Source organism: Ruegeria profundi (assembly GCF_001507545.1).
Taxonomy (GTDB): domain Bacteria; phylum Pseudomonadota; class Alphaproteobacteria; order Rhodobacterales; family Rhodobacteraceae; genus Ruegeria; species Ruegeria profundi.
The window spans coordinates 1-23253 of the sequence record NZ_LQBP01000006.1 but is presented as its reverse complement, the minus strand read 5'-3'; the positions used below and the strand labels follow the sequence as shown (position 1 = coordinate 23253).

Sequence of the window (23253 nt, the reverse complement as noted above, 5' to 3'; positions counted from 1 at the left end):
AATCATGCGAATGATGTGTTCGATATATTGGAACACCAAGGATGTGGAATCGTGCATATAACCAGCTTCCGATATTTTCTTTCCGTTGCTGATAGCGGATCCGTGCGCGCGGCTTCTGAAAGATTGAATGTGTCTGCTTCCGCAATTAGCAGGCAAATAAAACTGCTTGAACACAGCTTTAAAACTGAACTGTTTGAACGGCGTTCTGACGGTATGTTTCTTACCCCTGAAGGCAAGATACTATCCCAACACATGCGCCAAACGATGCGCGACCTTGATCTGGCGCGTGGTCAGATAGATGAAATACACAACATCAAATCCGGCACAGTTAGGTTTTCAGCAATCGAAGGCGTCATGTCGAGCTGGGTGCTTCGAATAATTTCGTCATTCTCTGAAAAATACCCAGGCGTTGATTTTGAATGCAACGTATCAGCGTCAAAAAATGTAATTGAAGATGTCATCAGCAACGAAGTTGATTTCGGAGTTGCCATTTTTTCCCAATCCCCGCCCGAGATTGATACAGTGCTAAAGCTCGATACGGCAATTGTTGCAGTGATGCAAAATGACCATCCTCTTGCCGCGCAAAAGATTGTGAAACTCAACGACTTGGTGAAGTATCCAATGATAAGCTTGGATGATGGGTTTGAAACAAAAAGACTTTTTGACGAGGCCGTCAATCAGTGTGATATCCGGCCGCGGATCATATGCTCAATGAACCACATTGAATCGATAAAAAGCTATGTAAGAGAGTTTGGCGCAGTGTCTGTTCTGCCAGATTATGCGGTTTCCGAAGAGGTAAAGAGGGGGCAATTATGGGCGGCAAAAATTGACAAGTTGTTGAACGTAGCGCCAAGCACTGTATTGATCCGAAGAAGAGAGCGCCGCCTGTTGCCAGCAGCAAAGCTATTTATCGACTACCTGAATGAGCAATCCAACCTGCTGCATTAGAAAATCGTATATAGTTCGCCACGAAATTTCTTTCGCGGCGAAAATTGTTAGCAAAGCCCTACATATTCCTGAACAACACTGGGGTCTTGCAACCGTTTCGGATCCATCGCGCCGGTGATGCGACCGCTTTCCAGCGTAACCACTCTTTCCGAAAGATCTAAGATAAAATCCAGGTTCTGCTCAACCAGTACCAGCGAAAGGGACCGCTCTTTCTTGAAGCGCAGCAAGGTGTCTACTATTTCGTCGAGGATATTCGGTTGAATGCCCTCAGTGGGTTCATCCAACAGCACAACGGCGGGATCACCGATCAGGCATCGCGCCAGAGCAAGCAATTGCTGCTCCCCACCAGACAGAACTCCACCGTTTCGATCCAGAAGCCTGGAAAGCCGGGGGAAATAGTCGAGAATTTTGTCGACATCAGTTTTGCATTTGCTTTTGATATTGCACTGAAGGCCCATGAGAAGATTTTCCTCAACGGTCAAATCCGGAAAGATTTGCCGACCTTGCGGAACATATCCCAACCCAAGCAGAGCCCGCTCATGGATTGACAGGCGCGTGATATCCTTCCCCCGAAAGTGCACGGAGCCGCTCCACGCCGGAAGATAACCCATGATCAAGCGGATCAAAGTGCTCTTGCCCATTCCGTTGTGCCCGAGAATGCCCAGAAATTCGCCTTCTTGCACGTCCAGCGACAGTCGGTTCAGCACTTTTATTGACCCGTATCCTGTCTCGGTATTTTGGACGCTGATGAGTTTATGAGGTCCAACCATGATCAAGCCGCCTTTCTGCCAAGATAAACTTCACGCACGCGAGCATCTGAAAGTACGGCTTCCGCGGAGCCCTCGATCAGGATGGCACCCTGGCAGAGGACTGTAATCTTATCCGCAATCTCACGCACAAATTGCATGTCATGTTCCACGATTACGACGGCCGATTTCTCATTCACAGCCTGAATGATTTTGGCCAATTGACATGTTTCGGCATGTGTAAGCCCGGCGGCGGGTTCATCCAGCAGCACCAGATCAGGCGCTGCAGAGATAACCATCGCCAGTTCAGCACGCTGGCGAAGTCCATGCGCCAGATTTTTGGGAAATTCATCAAGGAGTGACTCTGTCCGTGTAAGCCGCGCAGCTTCGGATATTCGGTCCTGTGCTTCGTTTTTCGATGCGTTGCTAGAAGCGGACAGCCAAAGGTTTTCATACACTGTCATGTCGTCAAACAGGTTCGGGACTTGGGTCTTGGTCCCTATTCCGCAGCCTGAAATCTCATGCATCTGTCTTCCGGTGATTTCACGCCCTTTGAAGAAGACATTGCCCGTTGTGGGAATGTGCTGGCCTGTCAGGCATCGGAAGAAAGTGCTTTTACCTGCACCATTCGGGCCGATTATACATCTGAGCTCCTTGGGTTTGATCGAGAAGTCGACGTTATCCAGGGCAACGACGCCGCCGAAGCTTTTTGTGAGATTTTTTGTTTGCAGGAGTGTGTTCATGCCTTCTCCTCCTTCTTCTGATCTTTTCTCCAGAAATCCAGAGATATGTTGTTGAGGGCAGCCAGACCCTTGGGGAAAGCAAGAACCGCAGCCATCATGATAACGCCAAGTGCGATATTGGGACCGATTGCTTTCTGACCGGCGAGTTGCAGCGTCAAGTACTGAAGCACCCAGGTTGCGATGATCGGCCCCAATAGTGTACCGCGCCCGCCCAGCATGACCCAAACCAAAGCTTGGGAAGACATGGGCAGGGCGAACACGTTGGGGTCGATGAAGTTTTGGTATGCCGCAAACAGGCCTCCGCCCAATCCAGCGACTGCCGCTCCGATGGCGAAAACATACATCAACTGGCGCCGCGTATCGTAGCCAAGCAGCTGAGCGCGCAGCGGGTTTTGCTGAGTGGCATGCGTGACGCGCCCGAATTTCCGCCAGTTCAACTGCGCGAGAAACAAATAGCACAAGATAAGCAGCAACGCGCTGAAGGTAAGCGTTTCGGGTGGGGCTAGAAAGGACGTGCTGTCAAACGGAACGTTCAACGGAGGAATTCCAGGAATACCGTTATAGCCACCCAAGCTGGCTTGACCGATTTGCAGACTTGCGCCGCTGCTGTTGCCCAGCAGTTTGTAGAAGATAAGGGACACGACCAGCGTAACAATCGAGACGATGTCCGCCCTGAGCCGTCCGAAGAACATAAAGTATCCAAGGGCCAGGGCGAAAAATGCGGATGCGGCGGCAGAGATCAGCAGGCTTATGGTGCTTTCCAAGCCGTTGATCGTTGCAATCGCATAGGCGTAGCCACCGATGCCAAAGAACATTGCCTGCCCGAAGCACATGATCCCACCGTGCCCCCAAACATAGGCAAGGCTCAGGGCCAGAAAGGACAGGGCCACAAACTGTGTCATCTGTATCGCTTGGAACATCGGCAGCATACTGGGTACAAACACTGCCGCCACGCTTGCGATGACAACGATGGATGCAGCCGAGACCGTTGATTTATTACGGTTCGCATTCATGACCTTTTTCCTTTCAGAAACTCACTGAAGCCGCCGGGCATGACGCGCAGAATGACAACTGCAACGAACAGCACCATGGCTTCGCCCCAAACGGCTCCGGACACGAAAGTGACGGCCTGACTAATGCCGCCAAACACAACGGATGCACTGAGCGCACCTGCTACGATTGCAGCGCCGCCGCTGATGACTGTAATGAAAGCTTTTGCGATGAACGCAGCCCCCATCGTTGGCACGACGCCGGAAATCGGGGCAAGAACGCCCCCAGCCAGCCCGGCAACTGCTGCGCCGGTAGCAAACGTGCGCGAATAAACCTTTCGGTGATCGACGCCCAACGCTTCTGCCATATCCGGGTTTTGGATCGTTGCCCGAACGACCGTTCCGAGACGCGTTTTGTTCAATACAAGCCACGTGGCCATCAGAACGGCCACCGCCGACAATACAAGAACCAGAGAATAGGCCGAGATAGAATACTGCCCGATATTGACTGCCCCGAGTGGTGTTGGAATGCCTTTCGATGTATTGCCAAAAATGCTGGTAACAGCGCCAATCATGAACAGGCTAAGGCCCCAGGTTGCCAAAAGCGTATCCGCGACGCGGCCATAAAGCCGCCGGATGAGCAGAAACTCAACAATGGCCCCCCAAATGCCAGCCACCAGCGGTGCGACAATGAACACCGATATCCATAGATTGAGGCCGGCTGTATACGCCATCAGCGTCGCATAGGCGCCCAGCATCATGAATTCGCCATGTGCGACATTGATTACACGCATCATACCGAAGATAATTGCGAGCCCTGCCGCGATTAACACGAGCGTGGCGATCGCAGTAGACAATTCAATCGCGACGACAGCTAAATAGTCCATTGGATCCTCCCTGAATGCACCCGGCGGTTTCCCGGATACATTCGAAAAGTTTTTCGGGCAGAGCGGCCGAATACTCCGCCCTGAAAGTGATGGTGACGTGGGTCTACAGCTTGTGCTGAAAGTTGGCGTCTGGGTCTGCGCTCAAATCGCAGACTTCTTGCGTGGCCGTTGGCGGCACCTGCTGTGTTGTCTCCAAAACCGTCCATTTCCGGTCCGACAGTTCCGAGATGTGAACATCACGGATGGTATGATGCGTTGCTGGATCTATTGAAACGCGGCCGGACGGCCCCTCAAAGCTGAGACCGCTTTCAAGCGCTTCAATCACTTTCATCCTGTCCAGGGACCCTGCCGCTTCTACCCCTTTTGCCCAAAGCATCATGCCTTCGTATGTTGTGCAGGGCAGTTCCGACATGAACGGAGCATCATCCCCATAGAACGCGTTCAGCCGCGTAAGGAAGTCCTGATTGGCCTTGGATTGGATTCCGGAAACATATGTTGCGGCATTGATGATGCCATCCGTTTCCCGTGTCTCCAATTGTTTGATGTCGACGCCACCAGCGCCGAACGTCGTTGACGCCAAAGGTATGCGAGACAGCATTTCAGCCGCAGCCCACTGACGATAGAATCCAAGATGGGTCGCACCTACCAGGATCGAGATAACCGCATCCGGCTTGGACGCCTGAATCTTGGAAATTGTCGGGCCGAAATTGCCAAAATCAAGCGGGAAGTACTCGGTTTCTATGACTTCCCCACCGTTCTCGGTGACGTATTTTTTCACCCAATTTGCGCTGATCTGACCAAAATTATAGTCCGCAGCCAGAACGTAGACGCGTTTTCCATGCGTTTTCATGACATAACGCATCAGGTTCGCCACAGTCTGATCGGGCATTGTCCCGATTGCGAACTGGTTTCTGTCGCAAACTCCGCCTTCGTAAAGTGTGTTGTAGAAGTACAGAGTTTCAAAGCGGCGAAGAACCGGGCGAATGACCTCTCGGCTGGAACTGGTAATTCCGCCGTGAACAACACTGACCCTGTCCTGAAGCGCCAGCTTTTGGGCCAGTTGGCCATAGAGTTGCATGTTGGACTGGGGATCATACTCAACCAGTTCAAGCGGCCGGCCTAACAGACCTCCGGCCTGGTTGATTTCATGCACGGCAAACCGCGCGAGTTGCGCCATGGGCTTGCCAAGAATATCCAGAATGCCACTTGTGTCATGGATGCCACCGACAGTAATCGGCTCGGCCGCTTTTGCACGACTGCTCAAGAATGGTGCGCTGACCATGCCACTCACAAGCGCAGTGGCCCCTGTCTTTACAAAATTTCTACGCGTCAAATGTGTCATCTGTTCCTCCCACATCAACTGTTTCCGATCTTAGCGGCAGGAGGCTGTTGCTGAAATCAACAAGACTCTAACGATCCGTTGCTGAAATTCGCACGCTTTGCCGTCAGTGGGCATTGTCAGGCTGTTTTGCGCCGGGCAAGAGCGGGGTAGAGTGCTGGTTAAAAGCGGCTAAGTCCTTTGCATGCTCGGTCCAAAGTGCGAAGGCATCGGTTCGGGCGTGGCCCTGGGAACGGGCAGAAAGTCGGTGGCGTTGTCGGCGGAACCGTGCGGCGGTTTTATCGTAGACCGACAAGAACCTTTAAGCCTGACCAGACGACTTAAACCGGCTCACTGTTTTCTCTCGCCGTTGCGTATGTCTGTGTGAGGCCTCGGAGCGGTTGTTTAACCCCTTGTGATGGCGATACTCAATTTCTGGGGCCAGTTCCGCTGGGGCTATTACATAAAACGCCAGGGCCTGGCGGGTTCTGCTTAGCGTACCCCCCACCGGAACAGGCCCCCTGATCACCATATGCATGCAATCAACTTGCAGCGCTGATCATTATCACCGCGATGTGACTTATTTGCATGTGCATGCAGGATTGATCACCGGCATAGATTTATCTATTTGCATGCGCACGCATAAATATAGGGAAGACCTCTAGTGAACTCCATCACAGTCTATTCAGACTACGTATGTCCTTTCTGTCTTCTGGCGGAGGCACGGCTTTCCGAAGTGATCGGGGAGCGGGACATCCATATAGAATGGCGCGCGTTCGAGCTAAGGCCCGATCCCGTTCCAACACTTCGCCCGGAAGACCCTTACTTGCCCGCGATCTGGGAGCAATCGGTTTACCCCATGGCCGAACAGCTTGGGGTCCCAATCAAGCTTCCATCCATCTCACCGCAACCCAGGACGGCAAAAGCGTTTGAACTTCTTGAGATGGCCAAGGATGCTGATAGGGCGCATGCCTATTCCATGCGTGTGTTGCGAGCCTTCTTCCAGGAAGATCGCGATATAGGCGACACGGATGTCCTGATCGATCTGGCGGCCGATGCCGGTCTCGATCTCGATGCCGCCAGGAAAGCACTGGAGAACGGCACATACACAGAGCGCCATCGCGAAGCTCTGAGACACGCCCAAGACGATATGGAAATCACGTCCGTTCCGACCATCGTTATCGGCCGCCGGATATTCCGCGGCACGCCATCGGTAAAGGACCTGACGATCGCGATTCATGATCTCGAACTGGATGCGGCACTCTGATGCGACCAGCAGCCTTTCGCCGGAGAATGAACGTGTCTTGGTTATACCTCGGCACTCCTTCAGACGCTCGACTTCCTCAGCGCAGCGCTAAAGAAGACTGATGTCGGGTTCGGCTCTGTCGGGGTGGCTTATCTTGCAAACGTGCGGCTCGATCCGTCGCTTGCGCTCACTCAAGCTATTTGGCTGGCTGTCATCATCCTCGGGGTGATATGGCTAAAGCTCGCCATAGTCCAAGGATACAGAGAGCCATGGGTTGCATCGGCTGACGCCGATTCGGGCGCGCCGCCTATTGATCACGGCGCGCCACCAACAAATGGGAACACAGTATGACTGAAGATGCGAAGACGCGCCTCGTGCGCCTTATGAAAGAAACCATCGCCCATTCGACACAGCACGTGAAGGCGGGCGGCATTCCGTTCACCGCCATGGTTGTTGACCGGGACGGGACAGTTCTCGGGCGAGGGACCAATACTGTCACTGCGATGAATGATCCCACGGCACATGCCGAGGTCGAGGCCATCCGCGACGCCTGCCGGGCGAAACGGACCTCCTATCTGCCGGGTGCCGTTCTACTGGCCTCCGGAGAACCCTGCGCCATGTGCTACATGAACGCGCTCCACGCCGGAATCGCCGAGATCCATTATGCCGTGGATCGCGACGAAGCCGCCGGAATGGGCTTTGATTATCGGTTCACCTACTCGCTCTTTGCTCAGGACCCGCAGACTTGGCACACGCCCTCTGTCGGCAGGCTGGAGGTGCCGGGAGCGATCGCGCCGTTCGAGGAGTTCCACGCCTTGCGAACATCGCGACAATAGGCTTGGTTCGAATTTTGCATGGACATACATCCACCGAGATCGATAAGAGGAGTGTTGCTTCACGATGTCCCGCAAGAGAGAACTTTGGGAACGGCTGATCCATCAGATCGCAGAGATTGAGTCCGAGTTGGCTGCTGCCCTGCAGTCCGGCCATGGTCTTGGCCTCTCAGAATACCGTGCCCTGCGGGCGCTTTCCATGTCACCGACATCCGAACTACGCCTTCAGGAACTCGCCTCCCAGCTTCGCCTGAACCAGAGTTCAGTCTCCCGTATGGTGGAGCGGCTCGAACGCCGTCAACTCGTGGCGCGCGACCCATGTCCTGATGACAAAAGAGGCATTTATGCCGTGCTTACTGACACTGGGCGCGAAGTGTTCAATCGGGCATCCGCCGACTATGAGGCTGCCCTGAACACCGCCTTCGACCAGCGTGATTCCGAGGAACTTCTTGCGACGCGATTGTTCAGCGCGGATATCCGCGAGCATCGCTGAGACGGATCCAGGGCAGGGGACCATATTGCACGGATCGGTTTCAATAAACGTGAAATCAGACTGACAGCTGGGCAGCGTAAGCGTTCCAAAGGTCGAGTGCGTCAGTTCTCGCGCGGCGGTAGGACAGAGCGGGAAGGCGATATCGGCGGGTTCTGAAGATTGTGTTGATCTGATCGTGGGCGGCAAGGAATCGTTGCGCTCGGTTTGTTGACTTGAATCGGCCCATGATCTTTTTTCCGCATTTGCGTCGACAGATGTGATCCTTCGCTCCGATTGTTGGGGCCCTTGTGCGCACGATGGTCGGCACCCGGCGTGATAGCCTTGATCGGTTTCGTATAGCTGCGCAGCTTATCGGTGATCACAACACGCGGATTGCTGTAGGTGGCGACCAGCCAACCCAAGAGACGCCGTGCGGCTTTGGCATTGCGGCGAGGCTGGCTCAGAATGTCGAGTACATCTCCATTGGCATCGATTGCCTTCCACACCCAGTGTTTCACGCCATTGATCGGACGACCTCATTCATATGCCATTTGTCGTTCGGCCGGGGCCGGTCGTGTCGGATAGAGGACATCTGGTTAGTTGTTTTCATGATGGTAAGGGTCCTTAAACAAAATAAATCCGCAGCCTCCCCGATCATCACAGCGACACTTTGAAGCCAAATGGCGGTGAACTTAGAAAAGGGGCTTTCCGCTGCGACGTTGCGCCTTCCAAGACAAACATGACCTCATCAACGATCACGTCTGATCTTTATGCTTCCAGCCCCAATAATTTGGTCAACAAACCAGATTTTTTCTGATTTTCAGCCACTTAATAGAAGAATGAGGGCCGTCCAATTGAACGCCCAGAAAGCCTCCGCAAACAGCGATTCCCAACTCGACTGAGGCCAAATGTGATTTATTAGTGTTTACAACTCGAGCTTATAATAAACGCAAGCTGCGTGTGCCTTTAAGGTATTGATTTAATATAATTTAATGGTGCCCCCACACGGACTCGAACCGCGGACCTACTGATTACAAATCTTATCACCATATTTTCGATAGCATTATAGCCAATTCGATTGGGCAGTATATTCTCTTAAATAACAGAAGCTTTAGCGTGCAGAGGTTTCTATAAGACCCTTCCCAACGCTCCGCACTTTGCTTACCTTTTGCTTACCCAATCCGTCCGAGACCAATATGCCCAACGTCAGATTAACAAAATCAAGTGTCGATCGCCTTTCAGCAACAAACCGGGACACGATCTATTGGGATGACGGTCTGCCGGGTTTTGGACTCCGCGTGAAAACAACCGGTGTCAAAAGCTTCGTAGTTCAATATCGAAACAAACAAACCGGACGGTCGAAACGCAAGACACTTGGGCGATATGGGCCGACCTTGGCATTGGGTGCCGCCCGCGAAATGGCACGCGCGATTCTTGCTGACGTGGTGCGTGGCGGAGACCCTGTCGCGGACGCTCAAACGCTCAGGCATTCACCAACAGTGAACTTACTTGCCGAGCAATACATGACCGCACATGCGGAGCCAAAGAAACGTCCCGGGAGTGTTCGGAATGATCGGTCAATGCTGGACCGATACATTCTCCCCAAGCTTGGTGACCTTAAAGTCATTGAAGTGACGCATCAGCATGTTCAGAAGCTTCACAATCAAATGCGTCGTACGCCCTATCAAGCCAATCGCACTCTGGCCCTCATGTCGAAAATGTTTGAACTGTCTGTGCGCTGGGGTCAGCGTTCTGACAATCCGGCGCGCGGCATAGAAAAGTTTCCCGAGGAAAAGCGGGACCGCTGGCTGTCGGACGATGAGCTGCAAAGGCTGTTGGTGGCTCTGTCAGAGCATCCAAATCAGGTTGCAGCCAACGCTATCCGACTGCAACTCCTGACAGGTGCACGGATCGGCGAAGTCCTGACGGCAAAATGGGAAGACTTCGATTTGGATCGAGCGGTCTGGACAAAGCCGTCCCACCACACAAAGCAAAAGCGACGAGAGCACCTGCCAATATCGTCAGCAACCTGTGATTTGCTTGCGGCAATGAGCGCAGGGGATTCTCCTGAGAGTCGCTGGTTGTTTCCGGGACGCTCTCCGGACCAACCGTACAAAGATCTGAAGAAATTTTGGCGCTCGGTCACCACATCAGCAGGTCTTCAAGACTACCGTATCCACGACAATCGGCATACGCATGCGTCGCATCTCGTTTCCAGCGGTCTGAGTCTGCCTATAGTCGGTCGATTGCTTGGACACACGAACCAGTCTACCACGCAACGCTACGCGCACCTCGCAGATGACCCGTTGCGGCAGGCAGCGGATGTGATGGGTAAGAAGATCAGCGGTGGCAGTTCCTGAAACCTGAGAATTTCCTGTGCTGAAGACACGCGAGCGGCAACTAGACTGCAGCTGTCGGCACAGTGTCGATGTTTGGGACGGAAGGGAATGGACGGAGATATAAGATGTCCAAATCTCTACTTCCCGTTCGCAAAGCCCAACGATGAATGTCCGGTTCGGGCTGAAAATACTACAAAGCCACAGCCGCAAATCGCAGGATTAAAGTTTGTCGCGATAGTTGTGAGTGTCTGAGTCTGGTGGCGATACCCGCAAAGCGAAACTCGAATTATCGTTCATTCTTTGGTATCAGGCACACCCAGTTTTCGCAGATCTTCTACCCATCGATTGAGATACGCCTCACTCTCGAATGGCGCATTCATCGCCTCTTGGATAGTGAATTCGGGATTGGCCGCTAGAAACTCATCGATAACGGTCTGCGCATCACTGGGAAGACCAAGGCGCAAAAGAATTGGCGCGTAGGTGCGTTTCAAGCCGTCGGGTATTACGTTCATTTGTTCAACTGAAGCCTTTGCATCTTCATACTCCTCGGCGAAGTACTGAGCCCAACCCAGATTCCAAAGATACCAGTCTTGGTGATGTGGGTTCAGCCGGATCGCCAGTTTCATGCGCTCAACGGCTTCAGGCGCCTTGCCGCCATAGACGAGCGGGTCGATGGAATCTGCCAGAACGGATGCCGAATTTGGGTTCAGAGAAATTGCTTTGTCGTAAAGCGAAGCAGCCCGCTCAAGGTTACCGCTCTGAGTAGTTGCATTGGCTAAGACCCAATGACCTTTGAAATTGAAGGGTTCCAGTTCAATGGCTTTCCGCGCCATCTCAAATGCGCGCTTCAGTGATTCCTCGCGCGTTAAAGAGTTCGTCCACCCCCAACGATATCCGTTTATATGTGCCCAAGCGTTTTCGACATACGCCCCAGCATAGTTCGGATCGAGAGCAATGGCTTTTGCGCTAAGCTCTTCCGCCCTGATGTTTCCTTCTTTTGTGAAGGTAAACCACTCCTCCTGCGCGCGTTTGCGCAATTCGTAAGCGCCAAGACTATCAGTAGGCTGATGCTTAAGACGGCTGTACTCTGCCAAATCGATATTCGTGGAGAGAAGCGAAGCTATGGTTCGCGTTATCTCATCCTGTACTGAAAAAATGTCCTGTAGGTCTCGGTCATAGCTGTCTGCCCAGATATTCTGGCCCGTCGTCGCATCAATGAGTTGGGACGTCACGCGCAAACGCTCACCGGCAATTTGAACGCTCCCCTCAACAATATAGCGAACACCCAATTCTTCTGACACTTTCTGTATATCTGCCGGAGTGTCCTTATATGAAAACGTCGAATTTCGGGCGACTACGAAGAAGTCTGAAAAACGGGACAAGGCGGTCAAGATGTTCTCACTCAGTCCGTCGCTGAGGTAATCTTGGCTTGGGTCGTTGTTGAGATTGTCGAACGCCATGACCGCGATGGAGGGTTTGCCAGACAGGGCTGCGGCTTGTTCATCCGTGTCCGGGGATTGCACCACGGACCAAGGTTGAAGCCATGCCGCGACTACTAACGCCAGTACAATTGCGGTGCAACTAACCGTGGTTAGGCGATTTTTCCAAGGCTTGTTTGTAAGTGGCACGATAGGAGAAACGATGGCTTTCGCCTTTTCATCCATTGCAAGGCAGTAGATGTGAACGGGTTCGGAGATATTCTTGACCTCTCGCATCCCCAAATCTTCGATGGTGAGATCGAGCTTGGTATGGACCTGTTCGAAAACGCTAGCCGACATGTAAATGCCATCCGGGACAGCCAGGCTTTCAATGCGTGCGGCGACATTTACACCATCCCCGTGAATGTCATCCTGATCGACGACAATGTCGCCAACATTGAGACCGATCCGGTATCGCACCTGCGAATCTTGCGGCAGGTCCGCATTAGCGACGCTTACATAGTGTTGCATGTCCAACGCACACCGAACGGCCTCAACTGCACTTGCAAACTCAAGAAGCAAGCCGTCGCCCATCAATTTGACGATGCGCCCATGTCGCGAAGCGACAATTGGTTCAAAAAACTGCTCGCGATGGGATTTGACCCTTGCAAGCGTGCCGGCTTCGTCATTTCGAATAAGACGGCTATAGCCAACCACATCGGCGGCAAGTATCGCTGCTAGACGTCTTTCCAAAGACTGAACTCCCACAGTGGGCACCACGCTAAACGCAAAATTGCTTCTAGGCCAGATGCGCTAGCCGAACACACATTTCCAAAAAGAGCGATTGTTAAGTCTTGATAAGGCATCAGCCTTGAAGCTGTGTCTGACTGCGAAGTGTAGTAGTTCATTAAATGTCCGCTTGGGGCTGCCAACGGCCCTTGTTGAAGAGGAAGCGGGTGGCCGCTGTGTCCGCGTTCTGTGAGTTCGCTTGTGTTGAGATTTTGCGGTCGCAGGGAAGGGCCGCTAAGCGGGCTGCGGACGCAGAATTCGGCGGCTGTGCTCAAAGTCGGCTTTGGGCCGTTGTCACACATCCCGACAAACTGACTCATCGGCGGCTTCGTCTAAGGTTTGTGGCTGCTGTCAGCGTGAGCTGCAGCGGCGATAAATCTGACAAGGAGGAAAGCGCGGGCAGATTTCGGTGCTATGGGGTGCAATGTCTGGTGATGTGTCAGGCTGTCTAGCTTGGTTGGGATGGTACTCCCAAGGAACGCAGCAGGCGCGTCCTCATAGGATGGAGATTGTGAAGGCCAAAATCAAAGGCTCCGTCGGCCCAACCGACCGGTGAACGGGTGGTCGGCCCGTGTATGATGAAAGTACCATATTCGAAAAACCGCTCACAGCATCCATTCGACCGGTAGCCACCTGACGACTGCAGTAAGCCCTCGCTGAAAGCCACTGGTTTCCGGTTCAGTGGTATGCACAGTGACTGTCCCATCCTGTTCTTCTTGAATCCAAATCATCTCATCGTCTTCCTTCAGATCGACGCGATACGAATACTCGGGTTTGTTCAATTGCTCAGCCAGTGACGCAGCAATCGTTGGGCTTTCGATCATGATGCCCATTTCTGTGTTGAGATGCGCAGACCTTGGATCGAGGTTATATGAGCCAATGAAGATCCGCTCACCATCCGCCCCAAAGGTTTTTGCATGCAGCCCAGATGCCGACCCAGCCAGGATCTCTGGCAGGCTTCTGTCGCGATGTTCCCGACGCAAGGCTCGCAGTTCCAGAAGTTCTACTCCGCTGTTCAACAAATCATATCGATAACGCATATACGCAGCGTGAACCGGCATCACGTCTGTCGCGTCCAAAGAATTGGTCAATATACGGACCCTAACACCTAACTTGGCTAACTCCTCCAAGACCTTAGAGCCTCTTTCGCCAGGAATAAAGTATGCCGAAACAAGGTCCAGTGAGGTCTGTGAACTTTTAGCGAATTCGATCAGTTGTTCGACCATCAGGTCTTCACTTTTGGCTTCGCCCAATCCCTTCGCGGGATCGTCGACCAAAAGGGTGACCTCGCTCCAATCAAACTTCAGATTATGTGCCGCGATGTGGTCGGCCAGTTCACTTTCCTGAATAGCCTTTTGGTAACCTGCGCCAACGGCGGTTTGCCGTGCTGCATCCGCCTTGGATTGCAGGCTGTCTTCCGCTGGAGGATCTAAAAGTAGTCCAGCATCGTAAGACGAGGCACTGTTCCAGTAGGCGTCGAACGATTGTGAAACCTCGTCCACAATTGGGCCGATGGCTATCGCGTCTAAATCCAGGTAGTGCGTTCCAGCCCCATAGTCGAAATAGATGTCGCCAATGTTGCGCCCCCCAACAATCGTGGCAACCCCGTCTACAGTCATTGATTTGTTGTGCATCCGCCGATTCAGTCGGCTGAAGTCAAATGCATAAGACAGGAGCTTGGGTTTTCTCAACGTAAACGGATTGAATATACGCACGTTCGCATTGGTGAGAGCGTTTAGCTCTGAAAGCAGATCGTCCAGCCCCGAGATACCGTTGTCGTCGACAAGCAATCTGACCCGAACACCGCGTTCGGCTGCCGCCCTAAGCTCGTCAAGAAGCATAAGGCCGGTGACGTCATCTTGCCAAAAATAGTATTGCGCATCGATTGAGGAAGTCGCCTCTCTCGCGAGGATAGCCCTGGCCGCAAATGCAGCGCGCCCATCGCCCAAAGTCCGCACCCCATCGAGCCCGCGGTTGCGTTCAACAGCGTTTTTAATGGTTTCACCCAAGGGGCCGGCCCAATCGGCGTCCTGTTTCAACGTTTGCTGCGAAAAATTCTCCTCAGGCAGCGGAAATGCCAACCTTAACCCAACGACGGCTAGCGCAATCACCGCTATCAAAACCAAACAAATTCTGATCAGCCGCATTCAGTTTCCTGTAATTGGTGCGCCGAGTTGCCCCGTTTGTCGAACTTGAACTCAAATGTAGTTGAGTTTCTTATTGATCCAAAACAGGATTTCAGCCAGCACTGAAATTGCACCGGCCTCTTCCGTGATTATCAGTGCGGTTCCTGATGTGCCAAGCTGCGCACGATCTGAAGGAAGGCCATCTGGGATATCAATGGTGACAATGTAGCTTGACGTGCCTGCAAGTTCGCGCAGGCCAGGCAGCCCGCCCCTTGTGTCCAACGCACCTTCTCTCGTTCCCGGCGGGATTGACAGAATAGTGGTCTCAAACTCTTGACCTGGCATTGTGCCCAAAGCGATCCGGATCGTATCGCCAACGGACACGTTGGGATAACTGCTTTGCGGCAACCGCGCGATCAGCAGCCGATCCGAAGGAGCCATGAAATTTATTGCGCCTTGCAAGGTCGTGACGCGATTGCCAGGCCGAAGCGAGAGCGCCGTCACAATACCGTCAGCAGGCGCACGTACAACTGTCTGCTGCAATGCCCACTCAGCTTGGGCCAGCGCCTCTTGAACTTCTACAACTCCAACATCGACTCCGTCCACTTGCGCCGCGATGCGTCGTTCAAGGCTCCGCCTACGCGCCTGCGCTGCACGCAGACCAGCTTCGAGTTGTTCAATCGTGGAAACTGCCTCCTGCAATTGGAATTCAGCGGCAGCACCGCGCCCAGTGAGCTGAACGATATCGTCGCGACGCTGCACACCGAAAGAGAGTTGAGCTTCAAGAGAATCAATTTCTGCAAGCGCCGCCTCATAGTCTGTCTGCAACTGGTCCGCGGTCGACTGTGCTGATGCGAGAGAGGCTTGAAGTCGGGCAACTTCAGCCGCGTAGGTGGTGTCATCTATTCGAAACAACACATCACCCTTCGCCACCGGTTGGTTTGCCGTAACCGCCACTTCAGTGACAGGGCCGGATACGTTCGGTGCAATGTTGATGACAGCGCCTTGCACGGACACAGTCCCGGATGGTGTCGTGTGGTTTAAGGCTCCAACAACTACCAGTGCTATCACTAAAGCTCCACCATATACGACCGTCTTGAAGAACCCGTTCCAAGGCAGGATTTTGAGCTTCGCAAAAACCAGCCAGACAATGCCAAAATACAGTCCGAGAATAATGAGCATCGTTGATCGCCCTCACTGTGTTTCTTTTGATCCGTTGCCGTCAAAACTCGTGCGTATAGCTGATGCCAACAAGATCACGTGTTCCGAAACTATTGTCGATATGGCTGCCAAACACGCTGATGCTGTCTTCCGGCGACGCATTGAAGGTAAGGCCCGCACCAATGGTGTACCCGGAATAGTCGTTGGAACCGGCAGATAGGACACCACCGGTCTTTACAACCCATCGTTCAGACAATGGCTTGAGGCCAAGTATTCCGATATAACCGCCCTTGCTGGCAATTTCAGCGGGAAAGGCATCAGCAAATTCAAAGTCGCTGTTGCTGATCCGACCGTCGGTATAGTTTGCCCCAAGAGCCGGGAACAAAAGCCATCCTTTCGGTTGAACGCCAAACGCGGCAAGCGGCACAAAGGTCCCTATGGCGTATTGCGTTTGTTTGACGCCGCCTTCCAGCTCTTGCTCGGACGCTGAGAAATTAACTATCCCAAAATCGAAGAGATAAGAGCCACCAATGCGCCACTGATCGTCTTCTGAGACCGATATATTGATCTTTGTGACAGGCCCAAAAGCAACCGAACCGAATAGAGTGCCAAAGTCACTATAACGAACGCCGATTTTCGTAACAATTTTGGTCGGATCATCCGATAGTTTTTCGTTTTCTCCGGTCTGCGCCCAAGAAGCGGAAGCATCTATAATGACCATGGTGGCAAGACACGTTTGAACACTTGTCATGTATTGGTGCTCCGACCCTCATTCCCGGATTGGCTACGCCGTTTCCGTACCACCGCGCAGGCAATTGTGAACACAAGGTTGATTGGGACCATCAGCATCATGAAGGCCAGAACGCTCGCTGAATAGGCCGGATCAAAGCAGCACGCATCCACAAGTAGATAGACAAGACCGACATTGCGAAGGTTTGTGCAGGTCGCAAGGACCTGCCGATACTCCTTATTCTCGCCGCCTAAAAACCAGCCGAGCGCCATTAGGGACAGAATGAAAACCAATATGGCGATCAGGCTCGAAGGTCCCAATCCAACAGCGGCTTCCTGCCGGATGCTGATGCTTGCTACGACAGATGCAATGAATGAGACTGTCGATATCAGCATCGCCGGTTTGTAGATATGCTCGGCGACATCCGGGTAAAATCGTCGGATCAAAATCCCCAAAAGCAAGGGAATTCCGATCACACCCACAATGCGGATCATTAGCTGGTCCCAAGCGACACGTTCCAGCGTGGCGGTTGGAAGAACGACCTGTGCGGCCGAAGGTGCAAGAACCAAGCCGATAATTGAAAGTAAGACCAATAGGGCCCCGGCCGCGCTGACTTGTCCCGGCGCTTTGGTCGAAAACTGGACAGCGTTGATGCCGCCGGGGGCGACCGCTAACAAAAACAAAACGGCGCTGACCGGTCTGGGTAGGGGGAAAATCCCGATAATCAGGATTGCAATGACGGGCGGTATAAAGACATTTGCAGCAAGCAGGTGCGTTAGCTTTTTGCGTTCCAGAACCGCAGCACCCATTTCGCGCAGCGTGGCACTCATCCCGATGCAAAGCATGGCCAGAGTAATGAAGATATGGATGAACAGGGTGACGGATTGCTCAAAGGGCAGTGGCGACTCCATCACAGTGGTTCCACATTCCAAAGGATGCTGATTGTAGCGTAAATAGCGACCGCCAAGATCAACCCGGCTGAGACCAGCGCAGGTGAAATCGGAAATGGCTTTCCTGAGATATCAGAGATCCGCTTAAGAAAAGTAATTTGCTGTATGATGGCGACAGATAGCATTATTACTGCCAGTATCAGCATGAATAATCCGACAAAACGTGCATGTTCTATCGGAACCTCTTCCAACCCAGGCACATCAGTCAAAATTCTGAATAGTGCGGGTATAGAGAAGCCAAAACCAACGAGCGACGTAGCCGTTCTCATATACCCCATGGTCGTCCTGTCTGACGCGAGCCGAGAACGCTCGAATGCCAGATCTGTTCGGTCACTGGCCAACTGCGCGTTGGAACGGTGTGGCAAGTCCTCGTCGTCAAAGTCCATTAGGCGCCTCAGTCAGAAAATCAGGTTTCACTTGGTTTGTCCTCGACCCTCTCCTCGCGGACCTCTCGAACCAGAAAATAGTCGAGGAACGTTCGGACAAAGGCGATGGCGGTCAGCTTGGCAAGCTCTTCGATGCTTGGGTCTGTTGCGGTCGCGATGATGTCCGCGCCCAATTGTAGTTCAAGCGCCACAATCAGGTATTTCCCAAGGATACGCCGGGCGATCGGCTCGGCGTCCGACTTCCGGTTTTTGATGAGCGCAAGAGCGAAGGCGATGCCCCCTGCCGCCACAACGATAACACTCGCCGCTTCGAAAATGATCTGGATATAGCTCGCCGCTTGAACGATCAGAATCTCGAAACCATGCATGGTAACTATCCCGCTGCGACAGTTATATCTTGGCTATTTTCGTTTCCGACAGACGACATCATGCAAGAATTGAACAACTCGTCCAAATGCTCTGGATCGAGCGTTGACCCATGCGCAATCGCGACAAGCCTTGTTTGCGGAGTTTCTTCGCCCCATGGACGGTCCCGCGTCAGTTCAACGCGCCTGCCTACAACCTGCAACACGTATCGGTACGCCGAGTCCTCGGCCAAACGTACGAAACCTTTGCACCGGTAGATATTGCCGGGAAGTTCGCGTTTGACCATGCGTTCAAGCGCGCGTCGCGACGCCGGTTCAACCCAAGTTCCGTTCCAGGTTTTGAAGGTGATCCCATGATGATGCCCGTGGTGGTGTTCATGGTCTTGGTGGTGATCCGAGTCCGGAATTGACCGTGCGACATCAAAACGACCGACTGAAAGCAAAATTTCGAGCGGTACTTCGCATTTCACCGCAGGAACGATGCGCACCCGCTTGAAGTGCCCATCAATCCAGCTTTTGACTTTTGCAGCCTCTTCTACACCAGCCAGATCAACTTTGTTCAAGATCACAAGATCAGCAAAGCCGATTTGTTCCAGTTTTAGTTTCACGAGTTCCGGATCTTCATGCGAGAAGATCTGGTCGGTATCAACGACACAGGTCACACTGTCTAAGCGGATCATGTCCCGGTAAGACGAGTCCACAAATGTCATATAGATCCCCGAAGGATCGGCAACACCGCTTGCTTCGAGGATTATGTACTCGATCGGGTCGTCACGCTCCAGCAATTCAGCGACGGATTCAATCAGATCGTCTCTGATCTGACAACACACACAGCCGTTTGCGAGGCTGATCATCCCGTCTTCCACGTCGACAACGAGTTCGGCATCCACGTTGATTGCCCCAAAGTCGTTCACAAGAATGCCCACCTTGAGCCCATGATCACCGGTCAGAATGTGATTCAAAAGCGTTGTTTTGCCTGCCCCCAGAAAACCCGTCAGGATCGTCAGTGGAACAGCTTCCTTGAGTGTTTCGGTCATTTTCGAACTCGTCTCATTATAAAATGGGAAGAACGCCGCGCCGGATTCCAGCGCGGCGGATTGTCATTGGGCTATATGACTTAGCGACCCTCGCGAGCGTCGATCAGCGCTTGGATGTCCACGCGGAATGTTTCCTCATCGTAGTGCTGAGTTAACGGACGAATGACATCTTCTGGCATATAGATCGACGGTTCCAATTCCCGCTCACGCAGGAATGCATCCTGCTGTTCTTCGCGCGGAAGACGCGGTTTCGGCATTTGCACATATTCCGGCAATTTACCATCCGGGAATCGTTCCACCGGCAAGGTGGCAGGGTTAGGAGGCTGCATCGCGGGCGTCTCGGGCCGCAGGGCCATTCGTTCCCAGATCCGATCTTTCGTGACGTTGACCACCTTGATGTCAGGCCCCCCCCACATGAACAGACCATCCCAATGCGCCCTGATCTCTTGAATGGCTTCGCCTTCCGGGCTTTCGGTATAGTGACAAATCATACCAGCGCGGGGTTGGATTTCGTTCATCAGATACCCTGCCGCGTAGTACGGCGTATGGTAGGTGTCCAAAGTGAACTCCAATACCTCTTTCGGAGTACCGTACTTATAGTTCAACAGTTGCGGCGTATCGGCCTGACCTTCTGTGACGAAGATATCGCAGCCTTTTGCAAACTTGATCGTGCTTTCGTCCGGACGACCGTCACCCGTCCATACAAAGGACAGACCCGCTTCTTCCCAGTCCACACGATAGGCCGACGCGCCATTCTTCACGTGGCTGCGCGCCCAGTGGGTGACTTTCAGACCAGGCTCTTCGAGGATTACGCCGCCCTCGTCTTTATAGTCAAATTCGACGACTTCCGTGTTGTAGCCTTCGCCAATTGGACAATGGTCAAAGTTCTCCAGATGCCACGTCATCATTTCGTGCATCTTGTCGACCATATATTGCGTGCCCGTCTCCGGACGGTCGCCAGTCGGGCCAAAGATGCGCAGACCATTGCGCCAACCACCGCCCCAAGCGCGGAACGGCATGAAGTAGGGCAAGTCCGCATAGTGGTCGACATGCAGGTGGCTGATGAAGATGTCGCGCACCATCGGCGGCAAAATTCCAAGCTGGATTATGTTCTTCACGCAACCATTGCCAAAATCAAAGAACAGGCGGCGCGGGAAGGGCGTACCGTTGCCGAGTTCCAGCACAATTGAGGTGCCCGATTGCTGCAAAGTGGGTGGCCAAGGTGTACTGCCGGTGAAACAAATGCGCATCTCACCTTCTGGCAGAAGCTCATTCGGTGGAAAAAAGTTGTTGCTGCTGCAGCCTGGTGTTGGGCGGTAGTACTCTGGCAGCGTAATACCACCGCCGGGGCGTTGCCCGTAAGGGTTGCGTGGTTGGCTCATGTTTGGATCCTCCGAGTAAAGACTGGGTGCTCAGCGTTTGGCTTGCCGTTGATCCCTGACAATCAGGATCAACGGTTCGGTCGCATCTTCGATGTCAAATTGCATCGCTTAACCTCTGCGTAAGTCTTCGAATTTCAGTTAGTAGTTCATCTCGAATGGTCTCCCACTCTTTTCGCACTGAAGACTCTTCTGGCGAGAGGGCTACATGCTTAAGGGCTTCATCAAGGTCTTCCACCGCCTCAAGTACATTTTTGTTCCTTAGGGCTCTGGACAGAGCCGCTTCGGAATACTCGGGTATGAGGGTGTGGAGTTCCCTGCAGTTCATGGCAGAATGTGACCTTTTTGTATTCACTTTAGTCAATATGTTAGAAGGTGGATGAAGCGAAAGGAAAGTGAGTTACGGTGAGCTAGGGGTAAGTTCAGCTTAAATTCAGAGGATCAGGATGGTCATTAATAGATTGAAAAGACTGCTTAAATCAGGTTTTTTCTAAGAAAATGGTAACAGCTGAAGAAATTAGACAAGCACTTGAGCGCGTCCTTACATCTGCAGAGTTTGCTGGTTCACCCAGACTGCAGTCCTTCCTGAAGTACATTGTCGAGCAGGAACTTGACGGTCATGGGAGTTCTATAAAGGGCAAAGTTATTGCGACCGATGTCTACGATAAGGAACTTGACGAGAACGGAGGGGCACTAAACCTCGTGCGGGTTGAAGCCCGTCGCCTTAGGCGTGCTTTGGAGAACTACTACAGTGGCGCGGGCAGATCGGACCCTTTGCGCATAACTATGCAAACCGGGGGGTATCGACCACAATTTGAACGATCCTTCGCGACGAAGCCAAGTGTTGGACAAAGCCAGTCGGAATCTTCGAACTCTTTCGGTTTATGGCGTCACAGACTCCTGCTGCCCTTCGTCGGATCAACGCTTTTGTTGGCAATTGTACTGGGGTATGTTGGACTTAGCGGTTCCCAATCGAAAACGGAGTTCGCAACCGTTAAAAGCTCCGCAGAACTGGCTGCGCTTCGGGAACGGTCAATTACCAGTGTTCAGGCTGTCAACTTAGCCGAGCAAACACGGGGATTGTTTTTTCCTTTGATCGACCTCCGACGGCAAGCTATCAACCTGGAAACGTTTCGGTATGTGATTGAACTCGATCCGAACCTTGCTGCAGGTTACGCGGGTTCGGCCCAGGTGCTCACACTTAAGTCACTTCTGACAAGCGATACTGACGCATCAACCGCTTTAGTTGCTGAAGCTTTGGAAATGGCAGAACGCGCTACTACGCTAGACCCCTTGGATGGTTGGTCCCAGGCCGCTCATGGCTGGACTCTTGCCGTGACTGGAGATAGTTCAGGAGCGCTTAGACGTGCCCGCATTGCCTTGGACCTTAGCCCTCAAGACGGCCATACTTTGGATCTGATAGGCATCACGGCCCTAGTGGTAAATGATCCAGTATTTATGGCCGAAGTGTCTGACCCACAACGGTCTCGACTAGGCGTCGGCCGTTTCGCATACAACAATATCTACGGCGCTTCACAACTAATGCTGGGGAACTATGACACAGTCATAGAGGCCTTCTCCAAAGCGGCAGAGCGAGGCCATCCCGTAAGTCCTCCAAGCCTCTTTTTGCTCGCGACCGCCTATCACGAAACAGGCAATACTGCAGGGGCGGAGAAGGCAATCGTCGAAATGTTGGACACTTGGCCGGACTTTCCTGCCCATGAAGTTATAGCTCGGTTTTTCGTGAATGACTCCGCAACTCGTTCGCGCGTTCTTTCGGTGCTTGATATGTATTCACCAAGTTGAGTCAGCAGAAGTTCAGCTAGCCGAAGGAGTCCGCGCGACCAACTCGCCACCTTCCATCCAGTCGATAACAGCAACCTCAGTCTAGTTGTTTCAACCAACTTGGCTGTAAGTGCTCCTATCTACACATCGCAGACCTTCGCGCCCTGAGCACCACTGGCAACTTTGGGCTCGACGCAGTCATCCGAGTCTTTTGATCAGATGACTGGTAATGTGCGTTTAGCAGACGCTAAGAGCGAAATTTTGAATGTTCCGACCATGAGTAGCTGCTTCGCGTAGGAGCGGACAGTGGCGAAAAACGCGGCTATGTCCGAGTCGCGGACTTTTCCTCCGGTCGCCGATGCTGCGAAATCCGCTTCAACACGACGTGCTGTTTTCGGCTCCTGACGCGGCGTTGCAGCACGTGTCCCGAAACCGGACATTCAAAGGCGTGAAACAGACTGAAATCCAAACCGGCCATTCGCTGCGCCCACGTCCGATGTCTCACATGCGGACAAGGACGAAACCGCTCTCGCGGTATTGGCGCTGGTGGCGTTCGCTGGGCACTGATTGGGGCACAGAGATTTTGTAGATGGGCGCGTCTGCCTG

Annotated in this window: 20 protein-coding genes, 1 tRNA gene and 2 pseudogenes; 6 read left to right on the top strand and 17 right to left on the bottom strand. The window is 52.9% G+C overall.

Annotation, left to right across the window (positions count from 1 at the left end):
- The first annotated feature begins 51 nt into the window (after positions 1 to 51).
- Positions 52 to 948 carry a LysR family transcriptional regulator gene (locus tag AVO44_RS12260; protein WP_068337387.1) on the top strand — a complete coding sequence of 299 codons (897 nt, stop codon included), beginning with the start codon at positions 52 to 54 and terminating at the stop codon, positions 946 to 948.
- A gap of 47 nt (positions 949 to 995) precedes the next feature.
- Here AVO44_RS12260 and AVO44_RS12255 read toward each other — a convergent pair whose 3' ends face one another.
- The 5 genes from AVO44_RS12255 to AVO44_RS12235 form a co-directional block, all read right to left on the bottom strand.
- A complete protein-coding gene (locus tag AVO44_RS12255; protein WP_068337386.1) occupies positions 996 to 1718 on the bottom strand; it encodes an ABC transporter ATP-binding protein in 723 nt (240 codons plus the stop codon).
- Positions 1719 to 1720: 2 nt separating this feature from the next.
- Positions 1721 to 2437 (bottom strand): ATP-binding cassette domain-containing protein, encoded by a 717-nt coding sequence (locus AVO44_RS12250; protein WP_068337384.1) that lies wholly within the window; start codon positions 2435 to 2437, stop codon positions 1721 to 1723.
- On the bottom strand, positions 2434 to 3450 hold the full coding sequence (locus tag AVO44_RS12245) for a branched-chain amino acid ABC transporter permease (protein ID WP_068337382.1): 1017 nt from the start codon (positions 3448 to 3450) through the stop codon (positions 2434 to 2436). Before AVO44_RS12245 ends, AVO44_RS12250 begins: the two co-directional genes overlap by 4 nt.
- A complete protein-coding gene (locus AVO44_RS12240; protein WP_068337380.1) occupies positions 3447 to 4313 on the bottom strand; it encodes a branched-chain amino acid ABC transporter permease in 867 nt (288 codons plus the stop codon). The genes AVO44_RS12245 and AVO44_RS12240 overlap by 4 nt, the downstream gene beginning before the upstream one ends.
- Before the next feature lie 103 nt (positions 4314 to 4416).
- Positions 4417 to 5655: a transporter substrate-binding protein gene (locus AVO44_RS12235; protein WP_068337859.1), complete on the bottom strand. Its 1239-nt coding sequence runs from the start codon at positions 5653 to 5655 to the stop codon at positions 4417 to 4419.
- A 640-nt stretch (positions 5656 to 6295) separates the two neighbouring features.
- Between AVO44_RS12235 and AVO44_RS12230 the strand changes: the two genes are divergently transcribed.
- The 3 genes from AVO44_RS12230 to AVO44_RS12220 all read left to right on the top strand — a co-directional run bounded on the left by AVO44_RS12230 (position 6296) and on the right by AVO44_RS12220 (position 8203).
- Positions 6296 to 6898, top strand: a complete 603-nt coding sequence (locus AVO44_RS12230; protein ID WP_068337378.1) for a DsbA family oxidoreductase — start codon at positions 6296 to 6298, stop codon at positions 6896 to 6898.
- A 326-nt stretch (positions 6899 to 7224) separates the two neighbouring features.
- Positions 7225 to 7713, top strand: a complete 489-nt coding sequence (locus tag AVO44_RS12225; protein WP_068337377.1) for a nucleoside deaminase — start codon at positions 7225 to 7227, stop codon at positions 7711 to 7713.
- 64 nt (positions 7714 to 7777) lie between these two features.
- Entirely contained in the window at positions 7778 to 8203 is a 426-nt protein-coding gene (locus AVO44_RS12220) for a MarR family winged helix-turn-helix transcriptional regulator (protein WP_068337375.1), read from the top strand.
- 55 nt (positions 8204 to 8258) lie between these two features.
- Here the strand turns inward: AVO44_RS12220 and AVO44_RS12215 are convergent.
- Positions 8259 to 8765: pseudogene (locus AVO44_RS12215) on the bottom strand (IS6 family transposase); the annotation flags it as partial.
- A gap of 410 nt (positions 8766 to 9175) precedes the next feature.
- A tRNA-Thr gene (locus AVO44_RS21040) sits at positions 9176 to 9266 on the bottom strand.
- A gap of 112 nt (positions 9267 to 9378) precedes the next feature.
- On the opposite strand from AVO44_RS21040, the gene AVO44_RS12210 reads away from it, so the two are divergent.
- Positions 9379 to 10542: a tyrosine-type recombinase/integrase gene (locus tag AVO44_RS12210; protein WP_068337371.1), complete on the top strand. Its 1164-nt coding sequence runs from the start codon at positions 9379 to 9381 to the stop codon at positions 10540 to 10542.
- A 272-nt stretch (positions 10543 to 10814) separates the two neighbouring features.
- On the opposite strand, the gene AVO44_RS12205 is transcribed toward AVO44_RS12210, so the two are convergent.
- From AVO44_RS12205 to gntH, 10 genes and pseudogenes are all read right to left on the bottom strand, one after another.
- Entirely contained in the window at positions 10815 to 12185 is a 1371-nt protein-coding gene (locus tag AVO44_RS12205) for a tetratricopeptide repeat protein (protein WP_233421980.1), read from the bottom strand.
- A 63-nt stretch (positions 12186 to 12248) separates the two neighbouring features.
- A pseudogene (locus tag AVO44_RS21820) lies at positions 12249 to 12656 on the bottom strand (adenylate/guanylate cyclase domain-containing protein); the annotation flags it as partial.
- Between the two features lie 677 nt (positions 12657 to 13333).
- Positions 13334 to 14686, bottom strand: a complete 1353-nt coding sequence (locus AVO44_RS12200) for a phospholipase D family protein (protein WP_233421990.1) — start codon at positions 14684 to 14686, stop codon at positions 13334 to 13336.
- 240 nt (positions 14687 to 14926) lie between these two features.
- A complete protein-coding gene (locus AVO44_RS12195) occupies positions 14927 to 16036 on the bottom strand; it encodes an HlyD family secretion protein (protein ID WP_068337366.1) in 1110 nt (369 codons plus the stop codon).
- 40 nt (positions 16037 to 16076) lie between these two features.
- Positions 16077 to 16766, bottom strand: a complete 690-nt coding sequence (locus AVO44_RS12190; RefSeq protein WP_068337364.1) for a hypothetical protein — start codon at positions 16764 to 16766, stop codon at positions 16077 to 16079.
- Positions 16763 to 17656, bottom strand: a complete 894-nt coding sequence (locus AVO44_RS12185) for a bile acid:sodium symporter family protein (protein WP_068337362.1) — start codon at positions 17654 to 17656, stop codon at positions 16763 to 16765. The genes AVO44_RS12190 and AVO44_RS12185 overlap by 4 nt, the downstream gene beginning before the upstream one ends.
- Complete coding sequence (locus AVO44_RS12180) at positions 17656 to 18081, bottom strand: YidH family protein (protein ID WP_068337360.1); 426 nt, start codon at positions 18079 to 18081, stop codon at positions 17656 to 17658. The genes AVO44_RS12185 and AVO44_RS12180 overlap by 1 nt, the downstream gene beginning before the upstream one ends.
- A 20-nt stretch (positions 18082 to 18101) precedes the next feature.
- Positions 18102 to 18449, bottom strand: coding sequence for a DUF1622 domain-containing protein (locus AVO44_RS12175; RefSeq protein WP_068337358.1), 348 nt, complete (start codon positions 18447 to 18449; stop codon positions 18102 to 18104).
- Between the two features lie 5 nt (positions 18450 to 18454).
- Positions 18455 to 19483 carry a CobW family GTP-binding protein gene (locus AVO44_RS12170; RefSeq protein WP_068337356.1) on the bottom strand — a complete coding sequence of 343 codons (1029 nt, stop codon included), beginning with the start codon at positions 19481 to 19483 and terminating at the stop codon, positions 18455 to 18457.
- An 80-nt stretch (positions 19484 to 19563) separates the two neighbouring features.
- Positions 19564 to 20865 (bottom strand): guanitoxin biosynthesis MBL fold metallo-hydrolase GntH, encoded by a 1302-nt coding sequence (gene gntH, locus AVO44_RS12165; protein ID WP_068337354.1) that lies wholly within the window; start codon positions 20863 to 20865, stop codon positions 19564 to 19566.
- A gap of 495 nt (positions 20866 to 21360) precedes the next feature.
- Here gntH and AVO44_RS12155 point away from each other — a divergent pair, with 495 nt between their 5' ends.
- On the top strand, positions 21361 to 22668 hold the full coding sequence (locus AVO44_RS12155; protein ID WP_068337349.1) for a tetratricopeptide repeat protein: 1308 nt from the start codon (positions 21361 to 21363) through the stop codon (positions 22666 to 22668).
- The last annotated feature ends 585 nt before the right edge of the window (positions 22669 to 23253 follow it).

Coding starts and splice junctions, on each gene's coding strand:
- AVO44_RS12255 (WP_068337386.1), bottom strand. CDS start 1,718: ATGGTTGGACCTCATAAACTCATCAGCGTCCAAAATACCGAGACAGGA.
- AVO44_RS12250 (WP_068337384.1), bottom strand. CDS start 2,437: ATGAACACACTCCTGCAAACAAAAAATCTCACAAAAAGCTTCGGCGGC.
- AVO44_RS12245 (WP_068337382.1), bottom strand. CDS start 3,450: ATGAATGCGAACCGTAATAAATCAACGGTCTCGGCTGCATCCATCGTT.
- AVO44_RS12240 (WP_068337380.1), bottom strand. CDS start 4,313: ATGGACTATTTAGCTGTCGTCGCGATTGAATTGTCTACTGCGATCGCC.
- AVO44_RS12235 (WP_068337859.1), bottom strand. CDS start 5,655: ATGACACATTTGACGCGTAGAAATTTTGTAAAGACAGGGGCCACTGCG.
- AVO44_RS12225 (WP_068337377.1), top strand. CDS start 7,225: ATGACTGAAGATGCGAAGACGCGCCTCGTGCGCCTTATGAAAGAAACC.
- AVO44_RS12220 (WP_068337375.1), top strand. CDS start 7,778: ATGTCCCGCAAGAGAGAACTTTGGGAACGGCTGATCCATCAGATCGCA.
- AVO44_RS12210 (WP_068337371.1), top strand. CDS start 9,379: ATGCCCAACGTCAGATTAACAAAATCAAGTGTCGATCGCCTTTCAGCA.
- AVO44_RS12205 (WP_233421980.1), bottom strand. CDS start 12,185: ATGGATGAAAAGGCGAAAGCCATCGTTTCTCCTATCGTGCCACTTACA.
- AVO44_RS12195 (WP_068337366.1), bottom strand. CDS start 16,036: ATGCTCATTATTCTCGGACTGTATTTTGGCATTGTCTGGCTGGTTTTT.
- AVO44_RS12190 (WP_068337364.1), bottom strand. CDS start 16,766: ATGACAAGTGTTCAAACGTGTCTTGCCACCATGGTCATTATAGATGCT.
- AVO44_RS12185 (WP_068337362.1), bottom strand. CDS start 17,656: ATGGAGTCGCCACTGCCCTTTGAGCAATCCGTCACCCTGTTCATCCAT.
- AVO44_RS12180 (WP_068337360.1), bottom strand. CDS start 18,081: ATGGACTTTGACGACGAGGACTTGCCACACCGTTCCAACGCGCAGTTG.
- AVO44_RS12175 (WP_068337358.1), bottom strand. CDS start 18,449: ATGCATGGTTTCGAGATTCTGATCGTTCAAGCGGCGAGCTATATCCAG.
- AVO44_RS12170 (WP_068337356.1), bottom strand. CDS start 19,483: ATGACCGAAACACTCAAGGAAGCTGTTCCACTGACGATCCTGACGGGT.
- gntH (WP_068337354.1), bottom strand. CDS start 20,865: ATGAGCCAACCACGCAACCCTTACGGGCAACGCCCCGGCGGTGGTATT.
- AVO44_RS12155 (WP_068337349.1), top strand. CDS start 21,361: ATGGTAACAGCTGAAGAAATTAGACAAGCACTTGAGCGCGTCCTTACA.